Genomic DNA, 23,254 nt, shown 5'->3' on the forward strand with positions numbered 1-23,254 from the left:
GTTTTATTTTAGGTTACCTAAAATAATTGCTGCAATAATGATGAGTATGATACCTGACCAAATACCCATCATCTGACGACGGTCTTTTTTCTCTCCTAAAATAAAAATGCCACCAAGTGTAGATACGATAACTAATAATTGAGATAATGAAAAACTAGTTGCAACACCTACTTTAGGTTGAGAATAGAACATAAATAAGTTACCAATTGCCCATACAATACCAGGAATTAAATTGAGGGCAGTAGACTTGATAGACGTTTTGTGATTCATTGAAAGAATGAAACCGCCAATAGCCATACCAACAGATTGGAAGAATAGTGCTTTTGTACCACTTACATTGAAAATGTCTCCTAACACGACATAGCCAACATAACCTACTGTTGAAATTAGAAGGATACCCATTGCTTTTTTAAATTCAGGATCATTTGATTTACCTTCATTTTTAGCTTTTAATGATGTTAATGCGATACCTGAAACTAATAAGACCATAGAAATCAGTCCGAATACGACTTGTATCATTGTGCTCCATTCGCCTAGGAATATAACACTAAATAAAGTAGTACCAACTAATTGCATACCAGTAGAAATTGGCATTGTTTTTGAAACACCAATTAAATTAACAGATTTTAATTGGTTACCTTGACCAAATGCCCATAATGCACCTGAGAATAATCCAACAATAATAACAGTTAAATCATCAAATGCTGCATTACCTGTTAGTAATAAAATAATACCAACAATGAGTGCACCTAAAGTAGTACCTCTAATTTGATTATAGGGGCCTCCACCTACGAATACATTGATTATTACAACACTACCCCAAAATAGTGCAGGTAATAATGCTATTAAAATATCAAGAAACTGCATATGTTTCTCACTCTCCTAAATAAACGAATTAAGTGCTTCCCCTTTAATAACACTTGAAGTTAATTCTAAAACAATTAAGTTGAATAGTAAAAAACATCGGCTTATTTTAGAAAAGTAAAAAGGGGAGTAGGACCGAAATAAATTTTGGAAAATTATTATTTCAGTCCTACTCCCAAGTTTAATCAATAATTAAGTTTCTGGATTAGTAGCATTTTCATGAATGTATTGTGGTTCTAATTTATACTTTTTATATTCATAATTAGTAGTAAATCCAAGTTCATTAAAACGTTCTACGAGCTTACTATTTTTGTTTCGAATTTTAAAATAAACTTTATGCAGTTCATAATGAGAAAAAGCGTAATGCAAAGCATACTCCAATAAATCAAAAGCAATTCCTTTCATTCGATAATCTATGTGAGAACTGAAATATTTAATTTCTGCTTTAGATTTTTGAGGATTAACATGTAGATATAAATAACCTTTTAAAAGTCCTTCGCTTACAAAAAGAAATAGCTTATTATTTTCATCTAATGTATTAACAATATCATCTGCTTTCATTGCATCATGTTTAAATGTCTTATGATGCATTTTTGCCAATGCTCTATGGAAACCTTTTTGATATTCTATAATATTTTGTTCATTTTCTAATTCCCCAATATCTTGATGTGCCTCTAAATAATAGTCAGTAAAATTATAACTTGCTTTTATTTGCTTAATAAAAGGTTTATAAGTTTGAACGCCTTCTTCAAATGAAAAGTTATATATAGCATTATCAGGTTGATTTTCTGTCATTGCATTGAATAGGTTTTGAAATAACTGTGGAGTGACGTCAAAATTTGGCTCTATAAAAGGGCCAATTATCTTAAACTTATGTGTTTCATAAGAAATCGCAATGATTAATGCTTTTATTTGATTATTATCAGAAATGGCAAAAGCGCCAGGAGTTTTAATTGCTTCTTCTAATAAATGATCAAATTCTGCAAATTGTTGAGGTATTTTATATAAATAGGAAGTTACTTGGTAATCAGCAGTTTCAATAAAAGCTTTTATTTTTTTAGGGTCCTTCAACTGAATAATATCCATGTTCTTACCTCCGTACCGTATTTATTAATTTAATTATATGAGTAATTGCATTGAAATGAAAGTTAATATATATACGTACATGTTACAATTAAGGTAACTATTCTTAAAGCAAATTAATCAAACATAAACTTAAAATGTATTAAATATAGAAAGGGAACTATAACTCATGCAATCATTAATTTTAGCGGAAAAACCATCAGTAGCTCGAGATATTGCAAATGCACTCAATATCAATCAAAAAAGAAATGGCTATTATGAAAATAATCAATATATTGTTACTTGGGCATTAGGACATTTAGTGACTAATGCAACGCCAGAACAATATGATAAGAAATATCAAGAATGGAAACTTGAAGACTTACCAATAATTCCAAAACATATGAAAACAATAGTTATAGGTAAAACTAGAAAACAGTTTAAGACTGTAAAATCACTAATACTTAACCAGAATGTGAATAAAATTATAATTGCTACTGATGCAGGAAGAGAAGGAGAGCTTGTAGCAAGATTGATTTTAGATAAAGTGGGAAATAAAAAGCCAATCAAACGATTATGGATTAGTTCAGTAACTAAAAAAGCAATCAAAGATGGATTTAACCACTTGAAAGATGGAAGACAATATCAGCATTTATACGAAGCTGCTTTAGCTAGAAGTGAAGCGGATTGGGTGGTTGGTATTAATGCAACAAGAGCATTAACAACAAAATATGATGCTCAGTTATCACTTGGACGCGTACAGACGCCAACAATTCAACTAGTACAATCTCGTCAAAATGAAATTAATCAATTTAAACCACAAACCTATTACACTCTTACAGCTATAGTGGATGGTTTTGAATTTAATTATGTTTCAACACAACAAAGAATTACTGACCAACAAAAATTAAAAAATGTTATGAATCAAATAAATAAACAGCAAGGTAATATAGAAAAAGTTAAATCTAAAATTAAGAAAACATTTCCTAAGCCACTTTATAATTTAACTGATCTACAACAAGACGCTTATAATCGATTTAAAATGGGGACCAAAGAGACACTAAATACGTTACAAAATTTATATGAAAGACATAAATTAGTAACGTATCCACGTACAGATTCCAATTATTTAACTGCAGATATGGTTTCTACAATAAAAGAAAGATTACAAGCCTTATTAGCTACAGACTATAAAGAAAGTGTTCGTAATTTAATAGGAAAGTCATATTCCGCTAAAATGCATATATTTAATGATCAAAAGGTTTCAGATCACCATGCTATTATACCTACTGAGATAAGACCTGATTTTTCACAATTAAGTAATAGAGAAAGTAAAATATATATGCTTATTGTAGAAAGATTTCTAGAAAGTTTAATGCCTCCTTATGAATATGAAAGTATTAAAGTATACTTAACTGTTAATGGTTATCAATTTGTATTACAAGAAAAAGTTACAAAACAATTAGGGTATAAGGCTTTAAAAGAAAATGAGCAATCAGTTGTTACTCAACATCCTTTTAAAAACAATCAAGTCGTCACTGTCTCAAATTCTAAAATTAATGATCATCAAACAACACCACCTGACTACTTTAATGAAGGAACATTATTAAAAGCGATGGAAAATCCTCAAAACTATATTCAACTTAAGGATAAAAAACATGCACATACTCTGAAGGAAACAGGCGGTATTGGAACTGTTGCGACACGTGCGGATATCATTGAAAAACTATTTAATATGAATGCAATAGAATCAAGAGATGGTAAAATTAAAGTAACTTCAAAAGGTAAACAAATCTTAGAATTAGCACCTCAAAAATTAACATCACCATTATTAACTGCTGAATGGGAAGAAAAATTATTGCTTATTGAAAAAGGTAAATATAATAAACAGCAGTTTATAAAAGAAATGAAAGAATTAACAACAGAAGTAGTGAACACAATTAAGAATAGCGAACAAAAATATAAACATGATAATTTAACTACAACAGAATGTCCTACTTGTGGCAAATTTATGATTAAAGTTAAAACTAAAAATGGACAAATGTTGGTATGCCAAGATCCATCTTGTAAAACAAAGAAAAATGTCCAAAGAAAAACAAATGCACGTTGTCCTAACTGTAAAAAGAAAATGACTTTATTTGGTAAAGGTAAGGATGCGACATATAGATGTACATGTGGTCATTCAGAAACGCAAGCTCAAATGGATAAACGTATGAAAGAAAAATCAAGCGGTAAAGTTTCTAAAAAAGAAATGAAGAAATACATGAATCAACAAGAAGAATTAGACAATAATCCGTTCAAAGATGCTTTGAAAAATCTAAAATTATAAATAAATTCGAACAAAAGGAAAAAGAATATAACTAAAGTTCGTATTTAGTATTGTCATTTTAGAGATTTGGTATTAAACTTATTAAGTATTTCAAAAAAAGGAGCATTAGCCGTGAAAAAATACTTCAAGTTCGATGAACATGGTACTAACTTTAAAAAAGAAATTTTAGGTGGTATCACTACGTTTTTATCAATGGCGTACATACTAGCTGTAAACCCTCAAGTATTAAGCCTAGCAGGAGTCAAAGGTGTATCTGAAGATATGAAAATGGATCAGGGAGCCATTTTTGTTGCGACTGCTTTAGCTGCGTTTGTAGGTTCGCTATTTATGGGACTCATAGCAAAATACCCTATAGCATTAGCACCTGGCATGGGATTAAATGCATTTTTCGCATTTACAGTAGTTCTTACAATGGGGATACCATGGAAAGTCGGATTAACTGGCGTTCTATTCTCAGGTATATTCTTTGCAATATTAACAGTAACCGGATTAAGGGAAATAATTATTAACGCAATACCTTATCAAATGAAGATGGCTGTTTCTGCTGGAATAGGGTTGTTTATAACCTTTGTAGGTTTACAAAGTTCAGGAATTATTGTGAAAAATGATTCAACATTAGTTACCCTAGGGCATTTAACGAAAGCACCAGTATTATTAGCAATATTTGGTATTGTTATTACCGTTATTTTATACACTAAAAAAGTACCGGGTTCTATATTTATAGGTATGATAATTACTGCAATAGTAGGAATGATAACTGGACAAATACATACGCCAACTGGCATTGTAGGTCACGTTCCAAGTATTAAACCAACTTTCGGAGCTGCATTTGAATCATTTAAGGATCCAGGTCAATTATTTACTATTCAATTTTTAATTGTTATTCTAACATTCCTATTTATTGATTTCTTTGATACTGCAGGAACATTAGTAGCTGTTGCAACTCAAGCAGGAATTATGAAAGATAATAAACTTCCTAGAGCAGGTAGAGCGTTATTTTCAGATTCATTAGCTACAATTGTTGGTTCTATATTCGGTACAACAACGACTACTTCTTATATAGAATCTACGTCAGGTGTTGCAGTTGGTGCAAGAACAGGATTCGCAAGTATTGTTACAGGTTGCTGTTTCTTACTAGCTTTATTCTTTAGTCCACTAATTGCAGTTGTAACAAGTGCTGTAACTACACCGGCATTGGTAGTGGTAGGTGTACTAATGGCTGCAAACTTTGCGGAAATCAATTGGAAAAAATTCGAAGTCGCTGTACCTGCTTTTATAACAATCATCATGATGCCTTTATCTTATTCAATTGCAACAGGTATAGCTTGTGGATTTATCTTTTATCCAATAACAATGATTATTAGTAAAAGACATAAAGAAGTACATCCAATTATGTATGTATTAATGGTATTATTTATCTTATACTTTGTATTCGTACATGGCTAAATAAAAAATAAGACGCTCGTACTTAAAATAGTACGAACGTCTTTTTTTAGTTGTGAAATGAATTCAAGTTTATTTAGACTTATGACCATCTTTATATTGAGTATAAATAACGCGAGCATTTTTATTAGGAACATAAGTTGGAGCAGCTAAGACTATAAATACAAAGAAAATCATTAATACGAATAAAGCCCAATGTATAATCATACCAATAAATGGAATGAATGCGACAAACGAACCAATAATACCTAAAATAGGTATAATGACCATTGGTTTAATTGTGTTTTGTTTATCAACTAATAGAATAATCGTTAAAACCAAATAGAGAAAAGCGTTAAATAATAGAGGTTGCCAACCAAAACTTAAAATTACACTGCCACCTAAAAAAGGAATCCCATAAAAGAACTCACATATAACTAGGAAGACGCCAATAATGGATAGGGCAAGCTTAATACCGTTTTTCAAATGATTCACCCCCGTTCTCTACTATTATAATAGAAAATGATTAAGGTTAATATTAATATGATTAAATTTAGTCTTGTAATTACATATTTAAATATAAAAATTTCCCTAAAAAGGTTGAACAAGAGATACATTTAAAGTACAATAACAAAGTATGTGTTAGACAAAACAGAAAAAAGTTAATGAAAACAATTGATTTATCAGTGTTTTTCATGTAACATATTTAATGTTGGACTTTAAATAACGCGATGAAGCGAAAGGTTACTGACACACCCGGCCGCTTTGCCATGGCGTTGTGTGAGATAGTTTTCGTGGAGAAGTCTATCACTTAAATGTAGACGAATAAGGAGGGAAAATTATGGCAAAACAAAAAATCAGAATCAGATTAAAAGCTTATGATCACCGTGTGATTGATCAATCAGCAGAAAAAATTGTTGAAACTGCTAAACGTTCTGGTGCAGATGTTTCTGGACCAATTCCGTTACCAACTGAAAAATCAGTTTATACAATCATCCGTGCAGTGCATAAGTACAAAGATTCACGTGAACAATTCGAACAACGTACACATAAACGTTTAATCGATATTGTTAACCCAACACCAAAAACAGTCGATGCTCTAATGGGCTTAAACTTACCATCTGGTGTAGACATCGAAATCAAATTATAATAGAAAAAATTAGGAGGTGGACTTTCGATGACCAAAGGAATCTTAGGAAGAAAAATCGGGATGACACAAGTGTTTGGAGAAAACGGTGAATTAATCCCAGTAACAGTAGTAGAAGCAGGACAAAACGTTGTATTACAAAAGAAAACTGAAGAAGTTGACGGTTACAACGCAATCCAAGTAGGATTTGAAGATAAAAAAGCATATAAAAAAGGTTCAAAAACTAACAAATATGCTAATAAACCAGCTGAAGGTCATGCTAAAAAAGCTGACACAGCACCTAAGCGCTTCATTCGTGAATTCAGAAACGTTAATGTTGATGAATACGAAGTAGGTCAAGAAGTCTCAGTTGATAAATTCGAAACTGGTGACATCATTGATGTTACAGGTGTTTCAAAAGGTAAAGGTTTCCAAGGTGCTATTAAACGCCACGGACAATCTCGTGGACCAATGGCGCACGGTTCTCATTTCCACAGAGCACCAGGTTCTGTAGGTATGGCTTCAGATGCTTCAAGAGTATTTAAAGGTCAAAAAATGCCAGGCCGTATGGGTGGAAACACAGTTACTGTACAAAACCTTGAAGTAGTACAAGTTGACACTGAAAACAGTGTAATCTTAGTAAAAGGTAATGTACCTGGACCTAAAAAAGGTTTAGTAGAAATTTCAACTTCAATTAAATCAATTAAAAAAGGTAATAAATAATCAATAAGCGAAAGGAGGAAAATGCATAATGGCTAATTATGATGTTTTAAAAGTAGACGGATCAAAAAGTGGTTCAGTTGAATTAAGCGATGCAGTCTTTGCAATCGAACCAAACAATAGTGTCCTTTTCGAAGCTATCAATTTACAACGTGCTTCATTACGTCAAGGTACACATTCAGTTAAAAACCGTTCAGCAGTACGCGGCGGTGGACGTAAACCATGGAGACAAAAAGGAACAGGTCGTGCTCGTCAAGGTACAATTCGTGCACCTCAATGGCGCGGTGGTGGTATTGTATCCGGACCAACTCCAAGAAATTACGGATATAAAATGCCTAAGAAAATGCGTCGTTTAGCATTACGTTCTGCATTATCATTTAAAGTTAAAGAAAATGGATTTACAGTTGTTGATGCATTCGGATTTGATGCACCAAAAACAAAAGAATTCAAAAATGTTTTAACTACATTAGTACAACCTAAAAAAGTATTAGTTGTTGTTGAAAACGAAGATGTTAACGTTGAATTATCAGCACGTAACATCCCTGGTGTTCAAGTAACAACTGCTCAAGGTTTAAATGTATTAGATATCACAAGTGCTGACAGTTTAGTAATTACTGAAGCTGCTGCTAAAAAAGTTGAGGAGGTGCTCGGATAATGGAAGCTAGAGATATTCTTAAGCGCCCCGTAATCACTGAAAAATCTTCAGAAGCAATGACGGAAGATAAATATACTTTCGATGTTGATACTCGTGCTAACAAAACACAAGTTAAAATTGCTGTTGAAGAAATCTTCGACGTAAAAGTTGATAATGTAAACATCATCAACTATAAACCTAAGAAAAAACGTATGGGCCGTTACCAAGGCTACACAAATAAAAGAAGAAAAGCGATTGTTAAACTAAAAGAAGGTTCAATCGACTTATTCAACTAAAACATTACCAATAAGGAGGTAAACGACAATGGCTCTTAAAAAATATAAGCCAATAACTAATGGTCGTCGTAATATGACTTCATTAGATTTCGCTGAAATTACGAAAACTACACCAGAAAAGTCATTATTACAACCGCTACCGAAAAGAGCGGGACGTAACAACCAAGGTAAATTGACTGTTCGCCATCACGGTGGAGGACATAAACGTCAATACCGAGTTATCGATTTCAAACGTAACAAAGATGGTATCAACGCTAAAGTTGATTCAATCCAATACGATCCAAACCGTTCAGCTAACATTGCTTTATTAGTATATGCTGACGGAGAAAAACGTTATATTATCGCACCTAAAGGATTACAAGTAGGACAAGTAGTTGAAAGTGGTGCTGAAGCAGATATCAAAATTGGTAATGCTTTACCATTACAAAACATTCCTGTAGGTACTGTAATTCATAATATTGAGTTAAAACCTGGTAAAGGTGGACAAATCGCTCGTTCAGCTGGTGCTAGTTCACAAGTGTTAGGTAAAGAAGGTAAATACGTATTAATCAGATTACGCTCTGGTGAAGTTCGTATGATTCTTTCAACTTGCCGTGCTACAATTGGACAAGTTGGTAATATCCAACACGAACTAGTAAATGTTGGTAAAGCAGGTCGTTCAAGATGGAAAGGTATCCGTCCAACAGTTCGTGGTTCTGTAATGAACCCTAACGATCACCCACACGGTGGTGGTGAAGGACGTGCTCCAATCGGTAGACCATCTCCAATGTCACCTTGGGGTAAACCTACGCTTGGTAAGAAAACTCGTCGTGGTAAAAAATCTTCAGACAAACTTATCGTTCGTGGACGTAAGAAAAAATAATAAAATTAACTTATTTGGGTGTGCGGCTTAATTGCTGCACGCACAGAATAAGAAGGGAGGCGCCCAAATGGCTCGTAGTATTAAAAAAGGACCTTTCGTTGATGACCACTTAATGAAAAAAGTGGAAGCACAAGACGGAAGTGAAAAAAAACAAGTAATTAAAACATGGTCTCGTCGTTCTACAGTTTTCCCAAATTTCATTGGTCATACTTTCGCAGTATACGATGGACGTAAACATGTACCTGTATATGTAACAGAAGATATGGTAGGTCACAAATTAGGTGAATTCGCACCAACTCGTACATTTAAAGGTCATGCTGTTGACGATAAAAAAACAAGAAGATAATTTTTAAAAAGTAGAGGAGGAAATCCTAATGGAAGCAAAAGCGGTTGCTAGAACAATAAGAATCGCACCTCGTAAAGTAAGACTAGTTCTTGACTTAATTAGAGGTAAAAATGCTGGAGAAGCTATTGCAATTTTAAAATTAGCAAACAAAGCTTCATCACCAGTGATCGAAAAAGTATTAATGTCCGCTTTAGCAAATGCTGAACATAACTACGACATGAACACAGATGAATTAGTAGTAAAAGAAGCTTATGCTAATGAAGGACCAACTTTAAAACGTTTCCGCCCACGTGCGCAAGGACGTGCAAGTGCGATAAACAAACGTACAAGCCACATTACAATCGTCGTAAGTGACGGTAAAGAAGAAGCTAAAGAAGCTTAATAACTTTCTAAGGAGGGAATACTGTGGGTCAAAAAATTAATCCAATCGGACTTCGTGTTGGTATCATCCGTGATTGGGAAGCAAAATGGTATGCTGAAAAAGATTTCGCTTCATTATTACACGAAGATTTAAGAATCCGTAAGTTTATTGATAATGAATTAAAAGAAGCATCAGTTTCTCACGTAGATATCGAACGTGCAGCTAACCGTATTAATATCGCTATTCATACTGGTAAACCAGGTATGGTAATTGGTAAAGGCGGTTCAGAAATTGACAAACTTCGTAACAAATTAAATGCTTTAACAGATAAAAAAGTACACATCAACGTAATTGAAATCAAGAAAATTGATATTGATGCAAGATTAGTTGCTGAAAATATCGCACGTCAATTAGAAAACCGTGCTTCATTCCGTCGTGTACAAAAACAAGCTATTACAAGAGCTATGAAACTTGGTGCTAAAGGTATCAAAACTCAAGTATCAGGTCGTTTAGGCGGAGCAGATATTGCTCGTGCTGAACAATATTCTGAAGGAACTGTTCCACTTCATACATTACGTGCTGACATCGATTATGCACACGCTGAAGCAGATACTACTTATGGTAAATTAGGCGTTAAAGTATGGATCTATCGTGGAGAAGTTCTTCCTACTACTAAGAACACTAGTGAAGGAGGAAAATAATCATGTTACTACCAAAACGTGTTAAATATCGTCGTCAACATCGTCCTAAAACAACTGGTCGTTCTAAAGGCGGTAACTATGTAACATTTGGTGAGTATGGTTTACAAGCTACTACAACGTCTTGGATCACATCTCGTCAAATCGAATCAGCTCGTATTGCAATGACTCGTTATATGAAACGTGGTGGGAAAGTTTGGATCAAAATCTTCCCTCATACACCATATACTAAAAAACCTTTAGAAGTACGTATGGGTGCTGGTAAAGGTGCGGTTGAAGGCTGGATTGCAGTCGTTAAACCTGGTAGAATCTTATTTGAAGTCGCTGGGGTACAAGAAGAAGTTGCCCGCGAAGCACTACGTTTAGCAAGTCACAAACTTCCAGTAAAAACTAAGTTTGTAAAACGTGAAGAATTGGGTGGTGAAACAAATGAAAGCTAAGGAAATTAGAGACTTAACCACTTCAGAAATCGAAGAACAAATCAAATCTTCAAAAGAAGAGCTTTTTAACCTACGCTTTCAGTTAGCTACAGGTCAATTAGAAGAAACGGCACGTATTCGCACAGTAAGAAAAACGATTGCTCGTCTAAAAACTGTTGCTCGTGAAAGAGAAATTGAACAAAGTAAGGCTAATCAATAATTAATTGAAAGAGGAGGTTACAAAAGTGAGCGAAAGAAATGATCGTAAAGTTTATGTAGGTAGAGTTGTTTCTGATAAAATGGACAATACTATTACTGTACTTGTTGAAACTTACAAAACACACAAATTATACGGTAAACGAGTAAAATACTCAAAAAAATACAAAACTCATGATGAAAACAATTCAGCTAAATTAGGAGACATTGTTAAAATTCAAGAAACTCGTCCTTTATCAGCAACAAAACGTTTTCGTTTAGTAGAAATTGTTGAAGAGTCAGTAATTATTTAATACAAGATTAGAGATAAGGGAGGTTTAACTAATGATCCAACAAGAGACACGTTTAAAAGTAGCAGACAACTCTGGTGCTCGTGAAGTTCTTACAATCAAAGTATTAGGTGGATCTGGTCGCAAAACAGCGAACATCGGCGATGTTATCGTATGTACTGTTAAAAATGCAACACCGGGTGGCGTTGTCAAAAAAGGCGAAGTTGTCAAAGCTGTTGTAGTACGTACTAAATCAGGTGTACGCCGTAACGATGGTTCATATATCAAATTTGATGAAAATGCATGTGTTATCATTCGTGATGACAAAGGCCCACGTGGTACTCGTATCTTTGGTCCGGTTGCTCGTGAATTACGTGAAGGTAACTTCATGAAGATCGTATCATTAGCACCAGAAGTACTATAAAATCAATTAACCAAAATATATAAGGAGGTGCCCACATGCATATCAAAAAAGGTGACAACGTAAAAGTTATCGCAGGTAAAGACAAAGGTAAAGAAGGTAAAGTAGTTGCTACTGAACCTAAACGTGACCGTGTCGTTGTGGAAGGTGTTAATGTTATTAAAAAACACCAAAAACCAACTCAATTAAACCCTGAAGGTGGAATTTTAGAAACAGAGGCAGCTATCCATGTTTCTAACGTACAATTATTAGACCCTAAAACAAACGAACCAACTCGTGTAGGTTACAAATTTGTTGATGGTAAAAAAGTTCGTATTGCAAAAAAATCTGGCGAAGAAATCAAATCTAATAATTAATTACTAGTTGAAAGGAGGATCCACTTTGAACCGTTTAAAAGAAAAATTTAATTCTGAAGTTACTGAGAACTTAGTAAAAAAATTCAACTATAGTTCAGTAATGGAAGTACCTAAAATTGACAAAATCGTAGTGAACATGGGTGTCGGTGACGCTGTTCAAAACTCCAAAGTGTTAGATAACGCTGTAGAAGAATTAGAACAAATCACTGGTCAAAAACCATTAGTAACTAAAGCTAAAAAATCAGTTGCAACATTCCGTTTACGTGAAGGTATGCCTATCGGTGCGAAAGTTACACTTCGCGGAGAAAGAATGTATGAATTCTTAGACAAACTAATTTCAGTATCATTACCACGTGTACGTGACTTCCAAGGTGTTTCTAAAAAAGCATTCGATGGTCGCGGTAACTACACATTAGGTGTTAAAGAACAATTAATTTTCCCTGAAATCGATTATGATAAAGTAAGCAAAGTAAGAGGAATGGATATTGTTATCGTAACTACTGCTAACACTGACGAGGAAGCTCGTGAATTGTTATCAAACTTCGGTATGCCATTTCGTAAATAATCTCTAAAAGGAGGCTAATTAAGTGGCTAAAACTTCAATGGTTGCTAAGCAACAAAAAAAACAAAAATTCGCAGTTCGTGAATACACTCGTTGTGAACGCTGTGGTCGTCCACATTCTGTATATCGTAAATTCAAATTATGCCGTATTTGTTTCCGTGAATTAGCTTATAAAGGCCAAATTCCTGGCGTACGTAAAGCTAGCTGGTAATAAAAAGAGTCTGAAAGGAGGCAACAATCAATGACAATGACAGATCCAATCGCAGATATGCTAACTCGTGTAAGAAACGCTAACATGGTTCGTCACGATAAATTAGAATTACCTGCATCTAATATCAAAAAAGAAATTGCCGAAATCTTAAAAAATGAAGGTTTCATTAAAAACGTTGAATACGTAGAAGACGATAAACAAGGTGTTATTCGTTTATTCTTAAAATATGGTCAAAACAATGAACGTGTTATCACAGGATTAAAACGTATTTCAAAACCAGGTTTACGCGTATATGCTAAAGCTAACGAAGTACCTAAAGTACTTAATGGTTTAGGTATTGCATTAGTATCAACTTCTGAAGGTGTAATCACTGATAAAGAAGCAAGAAAACGTAATGTTGGTGGAGAAATTATCGCATACGTTTGGTAATAAATAATAAGGAGGTGCCATAACATGAGTCGTGTTGGTAAGAAAATTATTGACATCCCTAGTGACGTAATAGTAACTTTTGACAATAATCATGTCACTGTTAAAGGTCCAAAAGGTGAATTATCAAAAACATTAAATGAAAGAATGACATTTAAACAAGAAGAAAACACAATTGAAGTTGTAAGACCATCTGATTCTAAAGATGACAGAACAGATCATGGTACAACTCGTGCTTTATTAAATAATATGGTACAAGGTGTTTCTCAAGGTTTCGAAAAAACACTTGAACTTGTTGGTGTAGGTTACCGTGCTCAAATGCAAGGTAATGATTTAGTACTTAACGTTGGATACTCTCACCCAGTAGAAATTAAAGCTGAAGACGGCATTACTTTCGCTGTTGAGAAAAATACAACTGTTAAAGTTTCTGGTGTATCTAAAGAGCAAGTTGGAGCTATCGCTTCTAACATCCGTTCAGTAAGACCTCCAGAACCTTATAAAGGTAAAGGTATTCGTTACCAAGGTGAATACGTACGCCGTAAAGAAGGTAAAACTGGTAAATAATAGATAACACTCTAAAGAAAGGAGTATTAAAATGATCAGTAAAATTGATAAAAATAAAGTGCGTTTGAAAAGACATTCACGTGTTCGTACTAAATTATCAGGTACAGCTGAAAAGCCACGTTTAAATGTATATAGATCAAACAAACACATTTACGCACAAATCATCGATGATGTTAAAGGCGAAACATTAGCTCAAGCTTCATCTAAAGATAAAGATATCGCTAGCGAAACAGCAACTAAAGTTGATTTATCAACAAAAGTTGGCGAAACAATTGCTAAAAAAGCAAATGATAAAGGAATTAAAGAAATCGTATTCGATCGTGGAGGTTACTTATACCACGGACGCGTTAAAGCATTAGCAGAAGCTGCTAGAGAAAACGGTTTAGAATTTTAATTTAAAGGAGGGACAAATACATGGCTCGTAGAGAAGAAGAAACGAAAGAATTTGAAGAACGCGTTGTTACAATCAATCGTGTTGCTAAAGTTGTTAAAGGTGGACGTCGTTTCCGTTTCACTGCATTAGTAGTAGTTGGAGACAAAAATGGTCGTGTAGGTTTCGGTACTGGTAAAGCTCAAGAGGTACCTGAAGCAATCAAAAAAGCTGTTGAAGCAGCTAAAAAAGATTTAGTTGTAGTTCCACGTGTTGAAGGTACTACACCTCACACAATCACTGGCCGTTATGGCTCAGGTAGCGTATTTATGAAACCTGCAGCTCCTGGTACTGGTGTAATCGCTGGTGGTCCAGTTCGTGCGGTATTAGAATTAGCAGGTATCACTGATATCTTAAGTAAATCATTAGGTTCTAACACACCAATTAACATGGTTCGTGCAACTTTAAATGGTTTACAAAACCTTAAAAACGCTGAAGATGTTGCGAAATTACGCGGCAAAACAGTTGAAGAATTATATAATTAAGGAGGGAAAATAAGTTATGGCTAAATTACAAATTACCCTCACTCGTAGTGTTATTGGTCGTCCTGAAACACAACGTAAAACTGTTGAAGCTTTAGGTCTTAAAAAGACTAACAGTTCAGTAGTTGTTGAAGATAACCCTGCTATTCGTGGGCAAATCAACAAAGTTAAACATTTATTAACTATAGAAGAAAAATAATTAAGGAGGTGCCGACATGAAATTACATGAGTTAAAACCAGCAGAAGGTTCTCGTAAAGAACGTAACCGTGTAGGTCGTGGTGCAGCAACTGGTAATGGTAAAACAAGTGGCCGTGGACATAAAGGTCAAAAAGCACGTTCAGGTGGTAAAGTAAGACCTGGATTTGAAGGTGGACAATTACCATTATTCCGTCGTTTACCAAAACGCGGTTTCACTAACATAAATCGTAAAGAATATGCTATTGTTAACTTAGACCAACTTAATCAATTCGAAGATGGTACTGAAGTAACTCCAGCTTTATTAGTAGAATCTGGTGTTGTTAAGAATGAAAAATCTGGTATTAAAATACTAGGTAATGGCTCACTAGATAAAAAATTAACAGTGAAAGCTCATAAGTTCTCAACTTCAGCAGCAGAAGCTATTGATGCTAAAGGTGGAGCACACGAGGTGATCTAATGTTTCAAACGCTTGTGAGCTTCTTTACAACTAAAGAAGTTCGAAACAAGATTTTCTTTACTCTAGCAATGTTAGTTATATTCAAGATTGGGACTTACATTCCAGCTCCTGGAGTAAATCCTAATGCTTTTGATCAAGCAGCAAAAGGTTCTCAAGGTGTCACTGATTTACTTAATACATTCGGTGGAGGAGCCTTGAAGAACTTTTCAATATTTGCGATGGGTATTATGCCTTATATTACTGCATCTATCGTAATGCAATTATTACAGATGGATATCGTTCCTAAGTTCTCAGAATGGGCGAAACAAGGTGATGTAGGTAGAAGGAAAATCAACAATGTAACACGTTATTTCGCTATAATATTAGCATTCATTCAGTCAATTGGTATGTCATTTCAATTTAATAATTTATACGGAGGACGCTTAATTGTAAGCCAATCTGTACTAACTTATTTATTGATTGCACTTACTTTAACAGCAGGAACTGCATTCTTGATATGGCTTGGTGACCAAATCACTCAGTTTGGTGTTGGTAATGGTATTTCACTTATCATCTTTGCAGGTATTTTATCAACTTTACCTTCAAGTATTATTCAAGCAGGTCAACAAGCATTTGTTGGTCAAGAAGATACTTCATTAGCTTGGTTAAAAATAGTAGCATTAATTGTAGCATTAGTATTGTTAACAGTAGGTGCTATATTTGTACTTGAAGCAAAACGTAAAATTCCTATCCAATATGCGAAGAAACAAACAGCTCAACGATTAGGTTCACAAGCAACTTATCTACCTTTAAAAGTTAACTCAGCTGGTGTTATTCCTGTTATTTTTGCGATGGCATTTTTCTTATTACCAAGAACGTTGACGCTATTCTTCCCTAAAGCTGAATGGGCTCAACAAGTTGCAGATACTGCAAATCCATCAAGTAACATAGGAATGGTAATCTATATTGTATTAATTATTGCGTTTGCATACTTTTATGCATTTGTACAAGTTAATCCAGAAAAAATGGCTGACAACCTTAAAAAACAAGGTAGTTATGTCCCAGGTATCAGACCTGGTGAACAAACGAAAAAATATATTACTAAAGTTCTTTATCGCTTAACGTTTGTTGGTTCTATTTTCTTAGCAGTCATTGCGATTTTACCGATCTTAGCTACGAAGTTCATGGGCTTACCAAGATCTATTCAAATTGGTGGTACTAGTCTTCTTATCGTTATCGGTGTTGCTATTGAAACTATGAAATCTTTAGAAGCACAAGTAAATCAAAAAGAATATAAAGGCTTTGGTGGTAGATAATTTGTAGGAGGGCACTTATGAATATCATTTTAATGGGCTTACCTGGTGCAGGTAAAGGTACTCAAGCGAGTGAAATTGTTAAGAAATTCCCAATACCACATATATCGACTGGTGACATGTTCAGAAAAGCGATTAAAGATGAGACTGATTTAGGTAAAGAAGCTAAATCATACATGGATCGTGGAGAATTAGTCCCTGATGAAGTTACTGTGGGTATCGTTAAAGAAAGAATTTCTGAAGACGATGCAAAAAAAGGATTCTTATTAGACGGTTTCCCTAGAACTATTGATCAAGCAGAAGCTTTAAATTCAATTATGGCTGAACTTGATAGAAGTATTGATGCTGTCATCAATATTGAAGTCCCAGAGGAAGAACTAATGAATCGTCTTACAGGTCGTCGTATCTGTGAGAAATGTGGTACGACTTATCATCTTGTATTTAATCCTCCAAAAGTTGAAGGTATTTGTGATCTTGATGGTGGTAAATTATATCAACGTGAAGATGATAATCCGGAAACTGTTTCAAATCGTTTGAAAGTTAATGTTAAACAATCTAAACCAATATTAGAGTATTACGATAATAAAGGTGTATTGAATAACATTGATGGTTCAAAAGATATTGAAGAGGTTACTACTGATGTCATTGATATCTTAGATCAATTACAATAGATCAGCTTTTACGATCTATGATGATGTGAATGTTTAATTAAACTGTAGTATAAAATTTAATATGAGTGACAAATGACGATAATAATTCCCGTAATTTTTGTTAAACTTATTAAAACTAGTCACAAATAGATTCGTATCGTTGAAGTTGTCTATTGACGATAACCTTACTATTGCAAAAAGGGGGAAGTTAATCAATGGCTAAACAAGATGTTATTGAATTAGAAGGTACTGTATTAGATACTTTACCAAACGCAATGTTTAAAGTAGAATTAGAAAATGGTCATGAAATTTTAGCACATGTAAGTGGTAAAATTAGAATGAACTACATTCGAATTCTACCTGGCGACAAAGTAACTGTTGAGATGTCTCCGTATGATTTATCACGCGGTAGAATTACTTATCGTTATAAATAATCGTCACTCCATAATATAGGGAGGTATTAAAATGAAAGTAAGACCATCAGTAAAACCAATTTGCGAAAAATGTAAAGTCATTAAACGTAAAGGTAAAGTAATGGTAATTTGTGAAAATCCTAAACACAAACAAAGACAAGGTTAATAAAAGAGAGGTGTAAATGTATATGGCACGTATTGCAGGAGTGGATATTCCACGTGAAAAACGCGTTGTTATTTCTTTAACTTATGTATATGGTATCGGTACTTCTACTGCGAAAAAAATCGTTGAAGAAGCTAACGTATCAGCAGACACTCGCGTAAAAGATTTAACTGACGATGAATTAGGTCGCATCCGTGAAGTAGTAGATAGCTACAAAGTTGAAGGTGACTTACGTCGTGAGCAAAACTTAAACATTAAACGATTAATGGAAATTTCATCATACCGTGGTATTCGTCACCGTCGTGGCTTACCAGTTCGCGGTCAAAAAACTAAAAACAACGCTCGTACGCGTAAAGGCCCAGTTAAAACTGTAGCGAACAAGAAAAAATAATCGGTAAAGGAGGCAAAAAATAAATGGCACGTAAACAAGTATCTCGTAAACGTAAAGTGAAAAAGAATATTGAAAGTGGTGTTGCACACATCCGTTCAACATTCAATAATACAATTGTAACGATTACTGATGAGTTTGGTAATGCATTATCTTGGTCATCAGCTGGTGCATTAGGATTCAAAGGATCTAAAAAATCAACACCATTCGCAGCGCAAATGGCGTCTGAAACAGCTTCAAAAACAGCTATGGAACATGGCTTGAAAACTGTAGAAGTAACAGTTAAAGGACCTGGACCAGGCCGTGAATCTGCTATCCGTGCGTTACAATCAGCAGGACTAGAAGTAACAGCAATTAGAGACGTTACTCCAGTACCTCATAATGGTTGTCGTCCACCAAAACGTCGTCGCGTTTAATTTATTGTTGTGTTGTTACAGGTCACTGAGCAAACATTATAAATCTAGTCGACGTATATAAGGAGGATATTTGTAAATGATAGAAATCGAAAAACCTAGAATTGAGACAATTGAAATTAGTGAAGATGCTAAATTCGGTAAGTTCGTTGTTGAACCACTTGAACGTGGCTACGGTACTACACTAGGAAACTCCTTACGTCGTATCCTACTATCTTCATTACCAGGATCAGCAGTAAAGTACATCGAAATTGAAGGCGTGTTACACGAATTCTCAGCAGTAGATAATGTAGTTGAAGATGTTTCTACAATTATTATGAACATCAAAAAATTAGCATTAAAAATCTATTCTGAAGAAGATAAAACTTTAGAAATCGATGTTAAGGATGAAGGCGAAGTTACTGCAAGTGATATTACTCACGACAGTGATGTAGAAATTCTAAATCCAGAACTAAAAATTGCTACTGTTTCTAAAGGTGGACATTTAAAAGTTCGTCTTGTTGCTAATAAGGGTAGAGGTTACGCATTAGCTGAAACAAATAATACTAGTGATTTACCAATTGGTGTAATTCCAGTAGACTCACTATATTCACCTGTTGAACGTGTAAACTATACAGTTGAAAATACACGTGTAGGTCAAAGTAGTGATTTTGATAAATTAACTTTAGATGTTTGGACTAATGGTTCAATCACTCCTCAAGAATCAGTTTCATTAGCAGCAAAAATAATGACTGAACACTTGAATATCTTTGTAGGTCTAACTGATGAAGCTCAAAATGCTGAAATCATGATCGAAAAAGAAGAAGATCAAAAAGAAAAAGTATTAGAAATGTCTATCGAAGAATTAGACTTATCTGTACGTTCATATAACTGTTTGAAACGCGCAGGAATCAATTCTGTACAAGAGTTAGCTGATAAATCTGAAGCTGACATGATGAAAGTGCGTAATTTAGGTCGTAAATCTCTTGAAGAAGTTAAATACAAATTAGAAGATTTAGGATTAGGATTAAGAAAAGAAGATTGATAAAGGAGGTTAACTCATGGGTTACAGAAAATTAGGTCGTACTTCTGATCAACGTAAAGCTATGTTACGTAACTTAGCTACAGCACTTATTGTAAGTGAACGTATTGAAACAACAGAAGCTCGTGCAAAAGAAGTTCGCAGTGTAGTAGAGAAATTAATCACTTTAGGTAAAAAAGGAGATTTAGCTTCTCGTCGTAATGCAGCTAAAATATTACAAAATGTTGAAATCTTAAATGAAGATGAATCAACTCAAACTGCTCTTCAAAAATTATTCGGTGAAATCGCTGAACGTTATACAGATCGTCAAGGTGGTTACACTCGTATTCTTAAAGTAGGCCCTCGTCGTGGTGACGGTGCTGAATCAGTAATTATCGAATTAGTATAATTTAATTATAAATACACTAACTACTTATATATAAAGCAAATGAGTGCAACGATAAAATCTGCCACATACAGATTTTGTCTAGCTCAGAGTACCCCATCAAACTAAATATTAAATTAAAGCGTGAACTCAACAAAACTGATGGGGTGCGCGCTTTTTTATTTTAAGCTGAGATACTATTTCTCAGCTTTTTTAATTATAAAATTATTTTAATTGGTCTTTAATCATTTAAATAAGAAAATGAAAATGTTAATAAACAAATTGTGGAAGTATACAAATGTTTATAAATCATGTAAAATATTAAAGGTAATTACTACATTGGGGAGGAATAAATGTGATGGATCAAGATAATATTATTGAATTTAGTAATGTATCATTTAAATATCAAAGTGATTCTGCCTTCACGTTAAACGATGTATCATTTAATATTCCTCGTGGCCAATGGACAAGTATAGTAGGGCATAATGGATCTGGTAAATCAACAGTTACTAAACTCATGGTAGGAATTGAAAACTGTGATGAAGGTCATATTATTCTAAATAACCAACGTGTGACTAAAGAAACGATTACACAAGTAAGAAAACAAATAGGCATTGTCTTCCAAAATCCAGATAATCAGTTTGTTGGTTCAACTGTTAAATATGATGTTGCATTTGGTTTAGAGAATCTGTCTATACCATATAATGAGATGCATGAAAAAGTAGACAAAGTTTTAAAACAAGTTGATATGTTTGATTTAGCTGATTACGAACCTCACTCATTATCTGGTGGTCAGAAACAAAGAGTAGCTATAGCTAGTGTGTTAGCTTTAAATCCTTCTATAATTATTTTAGATGAAGCTACTTCAATGTTAGACCCAGTGGCAAAGAAATCTTTACTTGATTTAGTAAGAGCATTACAACGTGAACAACACATAACTATTATTTCTATTACACATGATTTATCAGAAACAATGAGTGCTGATAATATTATAGTTATGAATCAGGGTAAAGTGTATAAACAAGGTAAACCTAATAAAATATATGATGATATAGTTAATTTAAATAAAATTGGTCTTGAATTACCGTTTTCAATGAAGATGAATCAACTGTTAACTGGAAAATCAACATTCGTTACATATGAAGGGTTGGTTGATTTATTATGAGTTTTAAAATGAATAATGTGAGTTATACTTATCAAGTTGGTACACCTTATGAATATACTGCTATAAAAAATATTTCAGTTGAATTTGAAAAAGGTCATTATTATACGATTGTCGGTCAAACTGGTAGTGGTAAGTCAACGTTAATTCAACATATTAATGCTTTATTAAAACCGACTAGTGGTGATATAAATTTTAATGGTATTTATATTAATCACAAATCAAAGGATAAAGTTTTGAGACCAATACGCCAGAATGTTGGAATGGTTTTTCAATTTCCTGAATCACAGCTTTTTGAAGATACTGTTGAAAAAGAAATTGAATTTGGGCCTAAAAATTTTAATATGAATATTCAGCAAGTTAAAGAAAAAGCATTTGATATGTTACTTGATTTAGGGTTTTCAAGAAATGTGATGTCGTTATCACCATTTCAAATGTCTGGAGGTCAAATGAGAAAAATAGCTTTAGTTTCAATATTAGCTATGGATCCAGATATTATAGTAGTCGATGAACCAACAGCTGGTTTAGACCCTAAAAGTAGACATCAAGTAATGTCATTGCTTAAAAAATTACAAAATGAACAAAATAAAACTATTATTTTAGTTACGCATGATATGAATGATGTAGCAAGATATGCTGATGAGGTCATTGTGATGCAAAAAGGTGAAATCAAGGTTAAAACAAGTCCTCGCAAGTTATTTAGTGAACCAGATAATCTAAAAAAGTGGAATATAACTATGCCTGATGTTGTCCGCTTACAGCAAGATTTTGAAACTAAATATCAAACTAAACTATCTTCAACCGCGTTAACTGAAGAAGAATTTGTTGATTTATATAGGGAGTGGCAAAATGAAAAATAAATTAATTATTGGACGTTATCTCCCTAGCAATTCATTTATACATCAGTTAGACCCAAGAGCAAAATTGATATTTGTATTTGCTTTTATTATATTTATTTTTCTATGTCACTCTTTCGGAACATATGCATGGCTTTTTGTTCTTATTTTAATCATTATGAAAATGGCTAAAATTAATTTTATGTTTTTGATTAAAGGTTTAACACCTATATTTATCTTTTTAATTTTTACATTTTTAATGCATGTATTCTTTACTAAAGGTGGTATCATTCTTTTTCAATGGAACTTTATAACTATTGAAAGTAAGGGGATATTGGAAGGTATTTTTATCTCTTTAAGATTGATATTTATTGTAATGATAGCTACAATAATGACTTTATCGACTAGTCCAATAGATTTAACTGACGCATTTGAAAAGTTATTAACGCCACTCAAATGGCTTAAAATACCTGTACATCAATTAAGTATGATGATGTCTATTGCATTAAGGTTTATACCTACATTAATGGACGAATTAGATAAGATTATTTTAGCTCAAAAATCTAGAGGTTCAGAGATAAGTTCAGGTGGATTAGTAGCAAGAATTCAGGCATTTGTACCGTTACTGATTCCATTGTTTATTTCTGCGTTCCAGAGAGCCGAAGAATTAGCGATAGCTATGGAAGTGAGAGGGTACGATGCTCATGCTGAGAGAACTAGCTATAGAATGCTCCAATGGCGTCTGAGAGATACATGTACATTATTATTACTCATTCCTATATTAGCTATCCTATTGTTAATTAAATATTTTGGAGTGTAA

At 33.7% G+C, this 23,254-nt stretch carries 37 protein-coding genes; 34 read left to right on the forward strand and 3 right to left on the reverse strand.

Going from position 1 to position 23,254, the window contains the following annotated elements; translation table 11 throughout:
* Positions 1 to 3 precede the first annotated feature (3 nt).
* Both HMPREF3125_RS09985 and HMPREF3125_RS09990 read right to left on the reverse strand, forming a co-directional pair.
* The gene (locus tag HMPREF3125_RS09985; protein WP_029055858.1) at positions 4 to 867 is read right to left on the reverse strand and encodes a GRP family sugar transporter; all 864 of its coding nucleotides are present in this window, start codon (positions 865 to 867) and stop codon (positions 4 to 6) included.
* A gap of 189 nt (positions 868 to 1,056) precedes the next feature.
* Entirely contained in the window at positions 1,057 to 1,950 is an 894-nt protein-coding gene (locus HMPREF3125_RS09990) for a GNAT family N-acetyltransferase (RefSeq protein WP_070453648.1), read from the reverse strand.
* A 166-nt stretch (positions 1,951 to 2,116) separates the two neighbouring features.
* Here HMPREF3125_RS09990 and HMPREF3125_RS09995 point away from each other — a divergent pair, with 166 nt between their 5' ends.
* Both HMPREF3125_RS09995 and HMPREF3125_RS10000 read left to right on the forward strand, forming a co-directional pair.
* Positions 2,117 to 4,255 carry a DNA topoisomerase III gene (locus HMPREF3125_RS09995; protein ID WP_070453652.1) on the forward strand — a complete coding sequence of 713 codons (2,139 nt, stop codon included), beginning with the start codon at positions 2,117 to 2,119 and terminating at the stop codon, positions 4,253 to 4,255.
* A gap of 111 nt (positions 4,256 to 4,366) precedes the next feature.
* Positions 4,367 to 5,701, forward strand: coding sequence for an NCS2 family permease (locus HMPREF3125_RS10000; RefSeq protein WP_017638521.1), 1,335 nt, complete (start codon positions 4,367 to 4,369; stop codon positions 5,699 to 5,701).
* Positions 5,702 to 5,770: 69 nt separating this feature from the next.
* On the opposite strand, the gene HMPREF3125_RS10005 is transcribed toward HMPREF3125_RS10000, so the two are convergent.
* On the reverse strand, positions 5,771 to 6,163 hold the full coding sequence (locus tag HMPREF3125_RS10005) for a hypothetical protein (RefSeq protein ID WP_017638520.1): 393 nt from the start codon (positions 6,161 to 6,163) through the stop codon (positions 5,771 to 5,773).
* Positions 6,164 to 6,518: 355 nt separating this feature from the next.
* Between HMPREF3125_RS10005 and rpsJ the strand changes: the two genes are divergently transcribed.
* From rpsJ to HMPREF3125_RS10165, 32 genes are all read left to right on the forward strand, one after another.
* Complete coding sequence (rpsJ, locus tag HMPREF3125_RS10010) at positions 6,519 to 6,827, forward strand: 30S ribosomal protein S10 (RefSeq protein ID WP_001118667.1); 309 nt, start codon at positions 6,519 to 6,521, stop codon at positions 6,825 to 6,827.
* A 27-nt stretch (positions 6,828 to 6,854) separates the two neighbouring features.
* On the forward strand, positions 6,855 to 7,526 hold the full coding sequence (rplC, locus tag HMPREF3125_RS10015; protein WP_070453655.1) for a 50S ribosomal protein L3: 672 nt from the start codon (positions 6,855 to 6,857) through the stop codon (positions 7,524 to 7,526).
* 28 nt (positions 7,527 to 7,554) lie between these two features.
* Positions 7,555 to 8,178, forward strand: a complete 624-nt coding sequence (gene rplD / locus HMPREF3125_RS10020) for a 50S ribosomal protein L4 (RefSeq protein WP_070453659.1) — start codon at positions 7,555 to 7,557, stop codon at positions 8,176 to 8,178.
* Positions 8,178 to 8,453 (forward strand): 50S ribosomal protein L23, encoded by a 276-nt coding sequence (gene rplW, locus HMPREF3125_RS10025; protein ID WP_070453662.1) that lies wholly within the window; start codon positions 8,178 to 8,180, stop codon positions 8,451 to 8,453. The genes rplD and rplW overlap by 1 nt, the downstream gene beginning before the upstream one ends.
* Positions 8,454 to 8,481: 28 nt before the next feature.
* Entirely contained in the window at positions 8,482 to 9,315 is an 834-nt protein-coding gene (gene rplB, locus HMPREF3125_RS10030; protein WP_017638517.1) for a 50S ribosomal protein L2, read from the forward strand.
* Positions 9,316 to 9,382: 67 nt separating this feature from the next.
* The gene (gene rpsS, locus HMPREF3125_RS10035; RefSeq protein ID WP_002450522.1) at positions 9,383 to 9,661 is read left to right on the forward strand and encodes a 30S ribosomal protein S19; all 279 of its coding nucleotides are present in this window, start codon (positions 9,383 to 9,385) and stop codon (positions 9,659 to 9,661) included.
* Positions 9,662 to 9,689: 28 nt separating this feature from the next.
* A complete protein-coding gene (rplV, locus tag HMPREF3125_RS10040; protein WP_029055861.1) occupies positions 9,690 to 10,043 on the forward strand; it encodes a 50S ribosomal protein L22 in 354 nt (117 codons plus the stop codon).
* A gap of 23 nt (positions 10,044 to 10,066) precedes the next feature.
* Positions 10,067 to 10,723: a 30S ribosomal protein S3 gene (gene rpsC / locus HMPREF3125_RS10045; RefSeq protein WP_017638515.1), complete on the forward strand. Its 657-nt coding sequence runs from the start codon at positions 10,067 to 10,069 to the stop codon at positions 10,721 to 10,723.
* 2 nt (positions 10,724 to 10,725) lie between these two features.
* Positions 10,726 to 11,160 carry a 50S ribosomal protein L16 gene (gene rplP, locus HMPREF3125_RS10050; RefSeq protein WP_002450520.1) on the forward strand — a complete coding sequence of 145 codons (435 nt, stop codon included), beginning with the start codon at positions 10,726 to 10,728 and terminating at the stop codon, positions 11,158 to 11,160.
* Positions 11,150 to 11,359 carry a 50S ribosomal protein L29 gene (gene rpmC / locus HMPREF3125_RS10055; RefSeq protein ID WP_000644737.1) on the forward strand — a complete coding sequence of 70 codons (210 nt, stop codon included), beginning with the start codon at positions 11,150 to 11,152 and terminating at the stop codon, positions 11,357 to 11,359. Before rplP ends, rpmC begins: the two co-directional genes overlap by 11 nt.
* Positions 11,360 to 11,384: 25 nt before the next feature.
* Positions 11,385 to 11,648 (forward strand): 30S ribosomal protein S17, encoded by a 264-nt coding sequence (gene rpsQ / locus HMPREF3125_RS10060; protein ID WP_070453665.1) that lies wholly within the window; start codon positions 11,385 to 11,387, stop codon positions 11,646 to 11,648.
* Positions 11,649 to 11,679: 31 nt separating this feature from the next.
* Entirely contained in the window at positions 11,680 to 12,048 is a 369-nt protein-coding gene (rplN, locus tag HMPREF3125_RS10065) for a 50S ribosomal protein L14 (RefSeq protein ID WP_017638514.1), read from the forward strand.
* Positions 12,049 to 12,083: 35 nt separating this feature from the next.
* Entirely contained in the window at positions 12,084 to 12,401 is a 318-nt protein-coding gene (rplX, locus tag HMPREF3125_RS10070) for a 50S ribosomal protein L24 (protein WP_002466469.1), read from the forward strand.
* A 25-nt stretch (positions 12,402 to 12,426) separates the two neighbouring features.
* Complete coding sequence (gene rplE, locus HMPREF3125_RS10075) at positions 12,427 to 12,966, forward strand: 50S ribosomal protein L5 (RefSeq protein WP_026083545.1); 540 nt, start codon at positions 12,427 to 12,429, stop codon at positions 12,964 to 12,966.
* Between the two features lie 22 nt (positions 12,967 to 12,988).
* The gene (locus HMPREF3125_RS10080; protein ID WP_001829713.1) at positions 12,989 to 13,174 is read left to right on the forward strand and encodes a type Z 30S ribosomal protein S14; all 186 of its coding nucleotides are present in this window, start codon (positions 12,989 to 12,991) and stop codon (positions 13,172 to 13,174) included.
* Positions 13,175 to 13,204: 30 nt separating this feature from the next.
* Entirely contained in the window at positions 13,205 to 13,603 is a 399-nt protein-coding gene (gene rpsH / locus HMPREF3125_RS10085; protein ID WP_002450517.1) for a 30S ribosomal protein S8, read from the forward strand.
* Between the two features lie 24 nt (positions 13,604 to 13,627).
* Positions 13,628 to 14,164 carry a 50S ribosomal protein L6 gene (rplF, locus tag HMPREF3125_RS10090; protein ID WP_070453668.1) on the forward strand — a complete coding sequence of 179 codons (537 nt, stop codon included), beginning with the start codon at positions 13,628 to 13,630 and terminating at the stop codon, positions 14,162 to 14,164.
* A 31-nt stretch (positions 14,165 to 14,195) separates the two neighbouring features.
* Positions 14,196 to 14,558 (forward strand): 50S ribosomal protein L18, encoded by a 363-nt coding sequence (gene rplR, locus HMPREF3125_RS10095; RefSeq protein WP_070453671.1) that lies wholly within the window; start codon positions 14,196 to 14,198, stop codon positions 14,556 to 14,558.
* A 20-nt stretch (positions 14,559 to 14,578) separates the two neighbouring features.
* Entirely contained in the window at positions 14,579 to 15,079 is a 501-nt protein-coding gene (rpsE, locus tag HMPREF3125_RS10100) for a 30S ribosomal protein S5 (RefSeq protein ID WP_002450514.1), read from the forward strand.
* Between the two features lie 16 nt (positions 15,080 to 15,095).
* Positions 15,096 to 15,275: a 50S ribosomal protein L30 gene (gene rpmD, locus HMPREF3125_RS10105; RefSeq protein ID WP_002432330.1), complete on the forward strand. Its 180-nt coding sequence runs from the start codon at positions 15,096 to 15,098 to the stop codon at positions 15,273 to 15,275.
* A 16-nt stretch (positions 15,276 to 15,291) separates the two neighbouring features.
* Positions 15,292 to 15,732, forward strand: a complete 441-nt coding sequence (gene rplO, locus HMPREF3125_RS10110) for a 50S ribosomal protein L15 (RefSeq protein WP_070453674.1) — start codon at positions 15,292 to 15,294, stop codon at positions 15,730 to 15,732.
* Positions 15,732 to 17,027: a preprotein translocase subunit SecY gene (gene secY / locus HMPREF3125_RS10115; protein WP_017638508.1), complete on the forward strand. Its 1,296-nt coding sequence runs from the start codon at positions 15,732 to 15,734 to the stop codon at positions 17,025 to 17,027. Before rplO ends, secY begins: the two co-directional genes overlap by 1 nt.
* 17 nt (positions 17,028 to 17,044) lie before the next feature.
* Complete coding sequence (locus tag HMPREF3125_RS10120) at positions 17,045 to 17,695, forward strand: adenylate kinase (protein WP_029055863.1); 651 nt, start codon at positions 17,045 to 17,047, stop codon at positions 17,693 to 17,695.
* 194 nt (positions 17,696 to 17,889) lie between these two features.
* The gene (infA, locus tag HMPREF3125_RS10125; protein ID WP_001829792.1) at positions 17,890 to 18,108 is read left to right on the forward strand and encodes a translation initiation factor IF-1; all 219 of its coding nucleotides are present in this window, start codon (positions 17,890 to 17,892) and stop codon (positions 18,106 to 18,108) included.
* A gap of 31 nt (positions 18,109 to 18,139) precedes the next feature.
* Positions 18,140 to 18,253 carry a 50S ribosomal protein L36 gene (gene rpmJ / locus HMPREF3125_RS10130; protein ID WP_000868342.1) on the forward strand — a complete coding sequence of 38 codons (114 nt, stop codon included), beginning with the start codon at positions 18,140 to 18,142 and terminating at the stop codon, positions 18,251 to 18,253.
* 22 nt (positions 18,254 to 18,275) lie between these two features.
* The gene (rpsM, locus tag HMPREF3125_RS10135; protein ID WP_002450510.1) at positions 18,276 to 18,641 is read left to right on the forward strand and encodes a 30S ribosomal protein S13; all 366 of its coding nucleotides are present in this window, start codon (positions 18,276 to 18,278) and stop codon (positions 18,639 to 18,641) included.
* 23 nt (positions 18,642 to 18,664) lie between these two features.
* A complete protein-coding gene (gene rpsK, locus HMPREF3125_RS10140) occupies positions 18,665 to 19,054 on the forward strand; it encodes a 30S ribosomal protein S11 (RefSeq protein ID WP_002450509.1) in 390 nt (129 codons plus the stop codon).
* A gap of 76 nt (positions 19,055 to 19,130) precedes the next feature.
* The gene (locus tag HMPREF3125_RS10145) at positions 19,131 to 20,075 is read left to right on the forward strand and encodes a DNA-directed RNA polymerase subunit alpha (protein ID WP_002450508.1); all 945 of its coding nucleotides are present in this window, start codon (positions 19,131 to 19,133) and stop codon (positions 20,073 to 20,075) included.
* A gap of 16 nt (positions 20,076 to 20,091) precedes the next feature.
* Positions 20,092 to 20,460, forward strand: a complete 369-nt coding sequence (gene rplQ / locus HMPREF3125_RS10150) for a 50S ribosomal protein L17 (protein WP_070453678.1) — start codon at positions 20,092 to 20,094, stop codon at positions 20,458 to 20,460.
* 331 nt (positions 20,461 to 20,791) lie between these two features.
* Positions 20,792 to 21,601 (forward strand): energy-coupling factor transporter ATPase, encoded by an 810-nt coding sequence (locus HMPREF3125_RS10155; RefSeq protein ID WP_070453681.1) that lies wholly within the window; start codon positions 20,792 to 20,794, stop codon positions 21,599 to 21,601.
* Positions 21,598 to 22,458 carry an energy-coupling factor transporter ATPase gene (locus HMPREF3125_RS10160; protein ID WP_070453685.1) on the forward strand — a complete coding sequence of 287 codons (861 nt, stop codon included), beginning with the start codon at positions 21,598 to 21,600 and terminating at the stop codon, positions 22,456 to 22,458. The genes HMPREF3125_RS10155 and HMPREF3125_RS10160 overlap by 4 nt, the downstream gene beginning before the upstream one ends.
* Positions 22,448 to 23,254, forward strand: coding sequence for an energy-coupling factor transporter transmembrane component T family protein (locus tag HMPREF3125_RS10165; RefSeq protein ID WP_017638503.1), 807 nt, complete (start codon positions 22,448 to 22,450; stop codon positions 23,252 to 23,254). The genes HMPREF3125_RS10160 and HMPREF3125_RS10165 overlap by 11 nt, the downstream gene beginning before the upstream one ends.

The sequence above is a fragment of the Staphylococcus sp. HMSC13A10 genome (assembly GCF_001808005.1).
In the GTDB taxonomy this organism is placed as follows: domain Bacteria; phylum Bacillota; class Bacilli; order Staphylococcales; family Staphylococcaceae; genus Staphylococcus; species Staphylococcus pasteuri.

Excerpts from the sequence above, each read along its gene's own strand:
- HMPREF3125_RS09985 (WP_029055858.1), bottom strand. The coding sequence starts at position 867 with ATGCAGTTTCTTGATATTTTAATAGCATTATTACCTGCACTATTTTGG.
- HMPREF3125_RS09990 (WP_070453648.1), bottom strand. The coding sequence starts at position 1,950 with ATGGATATTATTCAGTTGAAGGACCCTAAAAAAATAAAAGCTTTTATT.
- HMPREF3125_RS09995 (WP_070453652.1), top strand. The coding sequence starts at position 2,117 with ATGCAATCATTAATTTTAGCGGAAAAACCATCAGTAGCTCGAGATATT.
- rpsJ (WP_001118667.1), top strand. The coding sequence starts at position 6,519 with ATGGCAAAACAAAAAATCAGAATCAGATTAAAAGCTTATGATCACCGT.
- rplC (WP_070453655.1), top strand. The coding sequence starts at position 6,855 with ATGACCAAAGGAATCTTAGGAAGAAAAATCGGGATGACACAAGTGTTT.
- rplD (WP_070453659.1), top strand. The coding sequence starts at position 7,555 with ATGGCTAATTATGATGTTTTAAAAGTAGACGGATCAAAAAGTGGTTCA.
- rplW (WP_070453662.1), top strand. The coding sequence starts at position 8,178 with ATGGAAGCTAGAGATATTCTTAAGCGCCCCGTAATCACTGAAAAATCT.
- rplB (WP_017638517.1), top strand. The coding sequence starts at position 8,482 with ATGGCTCTTAAAAAATATAAGCCAATAACTAATGGTCGTCGTAATATG.
- rpsS (WP_002450522.1), top strand. The coding sequence starts at position 9,383 with ATGGCTCGTAGTATTAAAAAAGGACCTTTCGTTGATGACCACTTAATG.
- rplV (WP_029055861.1), top strand. The coding sequence starts at position 9,690 with ATGGAAGCAAAAGCGGTTGCTAGAACAATAAGAATCGCACCTCGTAAA.
- rplP (WP_002450520.1), top strand. The coding sequence starts at position 10,726 with ATGTTACTACCAAAACGTGTTAAATATCGTCGTCAACATCGTCCTAAA.
- rpmC (WP_000644737.1), top strand. The coding sequence starts at position 11,150 with ATGAAAGCTAAGGAAATTAGAGACTTAACCACTTCAGAAATCGAAGAA.
- rplN (WP_017638514.1), top strand. The coding sequence starts at position 11,680 with ATGATCCAACAAGAGACACGTTTAAAAGTAGCAGACAACTCTGGTGCT.
- rplX (WP_002466469.1), top strand. The coding sequence starts at position 12,084 with ATGCATATCAAAAAAGGTGACAACGTAAAAGTTATCGCAGGTAAAGAC.
- rpsH (WP_002450517.1), top strand. The coding sequence starts at position 13,205 with ATGACAATGACAGATCCAATCGCAGATATGCTAACTCGTGTAAGAAAC.
- rplF (WP_070453668.1), top strand. The coding sequence starts at position 13,628 with ATGAGTCGTGTTGGTAAGAAAATTATTGACATCCCTAGTGACGTAATA.
- rplR (WP_070453671.1), top strand. The coding sequence starts at position 14,196 with ATGATCAGTAAAATTGATAAAAATAAAGTGCGTTTGAAAAGACATTCA.
- rpsE (WP_002450514.1), top strand. The coding sequence starts at position 14,579 with ATGGCTCGTAGAGAAGAAGAAACGAAAGAATTTGAAGAACGCGTTGTT.
- rpmD (WP_002432330.1), top strand. The coding sequence starts at position 15,096 with ATGGCTAAATTACAAATTACCCTCACTCGTAGTGTTATTGGTCGTCCT.
- rplO (WP_070453674.1), top strand. The coding sequence starts at position 15,292 with ATGAAATTACATGAGTTAAAACCAGCAGAAGGTTCTCGTAAAGAACGT.
- secY (WP_017638508.1), top strand. The coding sequence starts at position 15,732 with ATGTTTCAAACGCTTGTGAGCTTCTTTACAACTAAAGAAGTTCGAAAC.
- HMPREF3125_RS10120 (WP_029055863.1), top strand. The coding sequence starts at position 17,045 with ATGAATATCATTTTAATGGGCTTACCTGGTGCAGGTAAAGGTACTCAA.
- infA (WP_001829792.1), top strand. The coding sequence starts at position 17,890 with ATGGCTAAACAAGATGTTATTGAATTAGAAGGTACTGTATTAGATACT.
- rpmJ (WP_000868342.1), top strand. The coding sequence starts at position 18,140 with ATGAAAGTAAGACCATCAGTAAAACCAATTTGCGAAAAATGTAAAGTC.
- rpsM (WP_002450510.1), top strand. The coding sequence starts at position 18,276 with ATGGCACGTATTGCAGGAGTGGATATTCCACGTGAAAAACGCGTTGTT.
- rpsK (WP_002450509.1), top strand. The coding sequence starts at position 18,665 with ATGGCACGTAAACAAGTATCTCGTAAACGTAAAGTGAAAAAGAATATT.
- HMPREF3125_RS10145 (WP_002450508.1), top strand. The coding sequence starts at position 19,131 with ATGATAGAAATCGAAAAACCTAGAATTGAGACAATTGAAATTAGTGAA.
- rplQ (WP_070453678.1), top strand. The coding sequence starts at position 20,092 with ATGGGTTACAGAAAATTAGGTCGTACTTCTGATCAACGTAAAGCTATG.
- HMPREF3125_RS10160 (WP_070453685.1), top strand. The coding sequence starts at position 21,598 with ATGAGTTTTAAAATGAATAATGTGAGTTATACTTATCAAGTTGGTACA.
- HMPREF3125_RS10165 (WP_017638503.1), top strand. The coding sequence starts at position 22,448 with ATGAAAAATAAATTAATTATTGGACGTTATCTCCCTAGCAATTCATTT.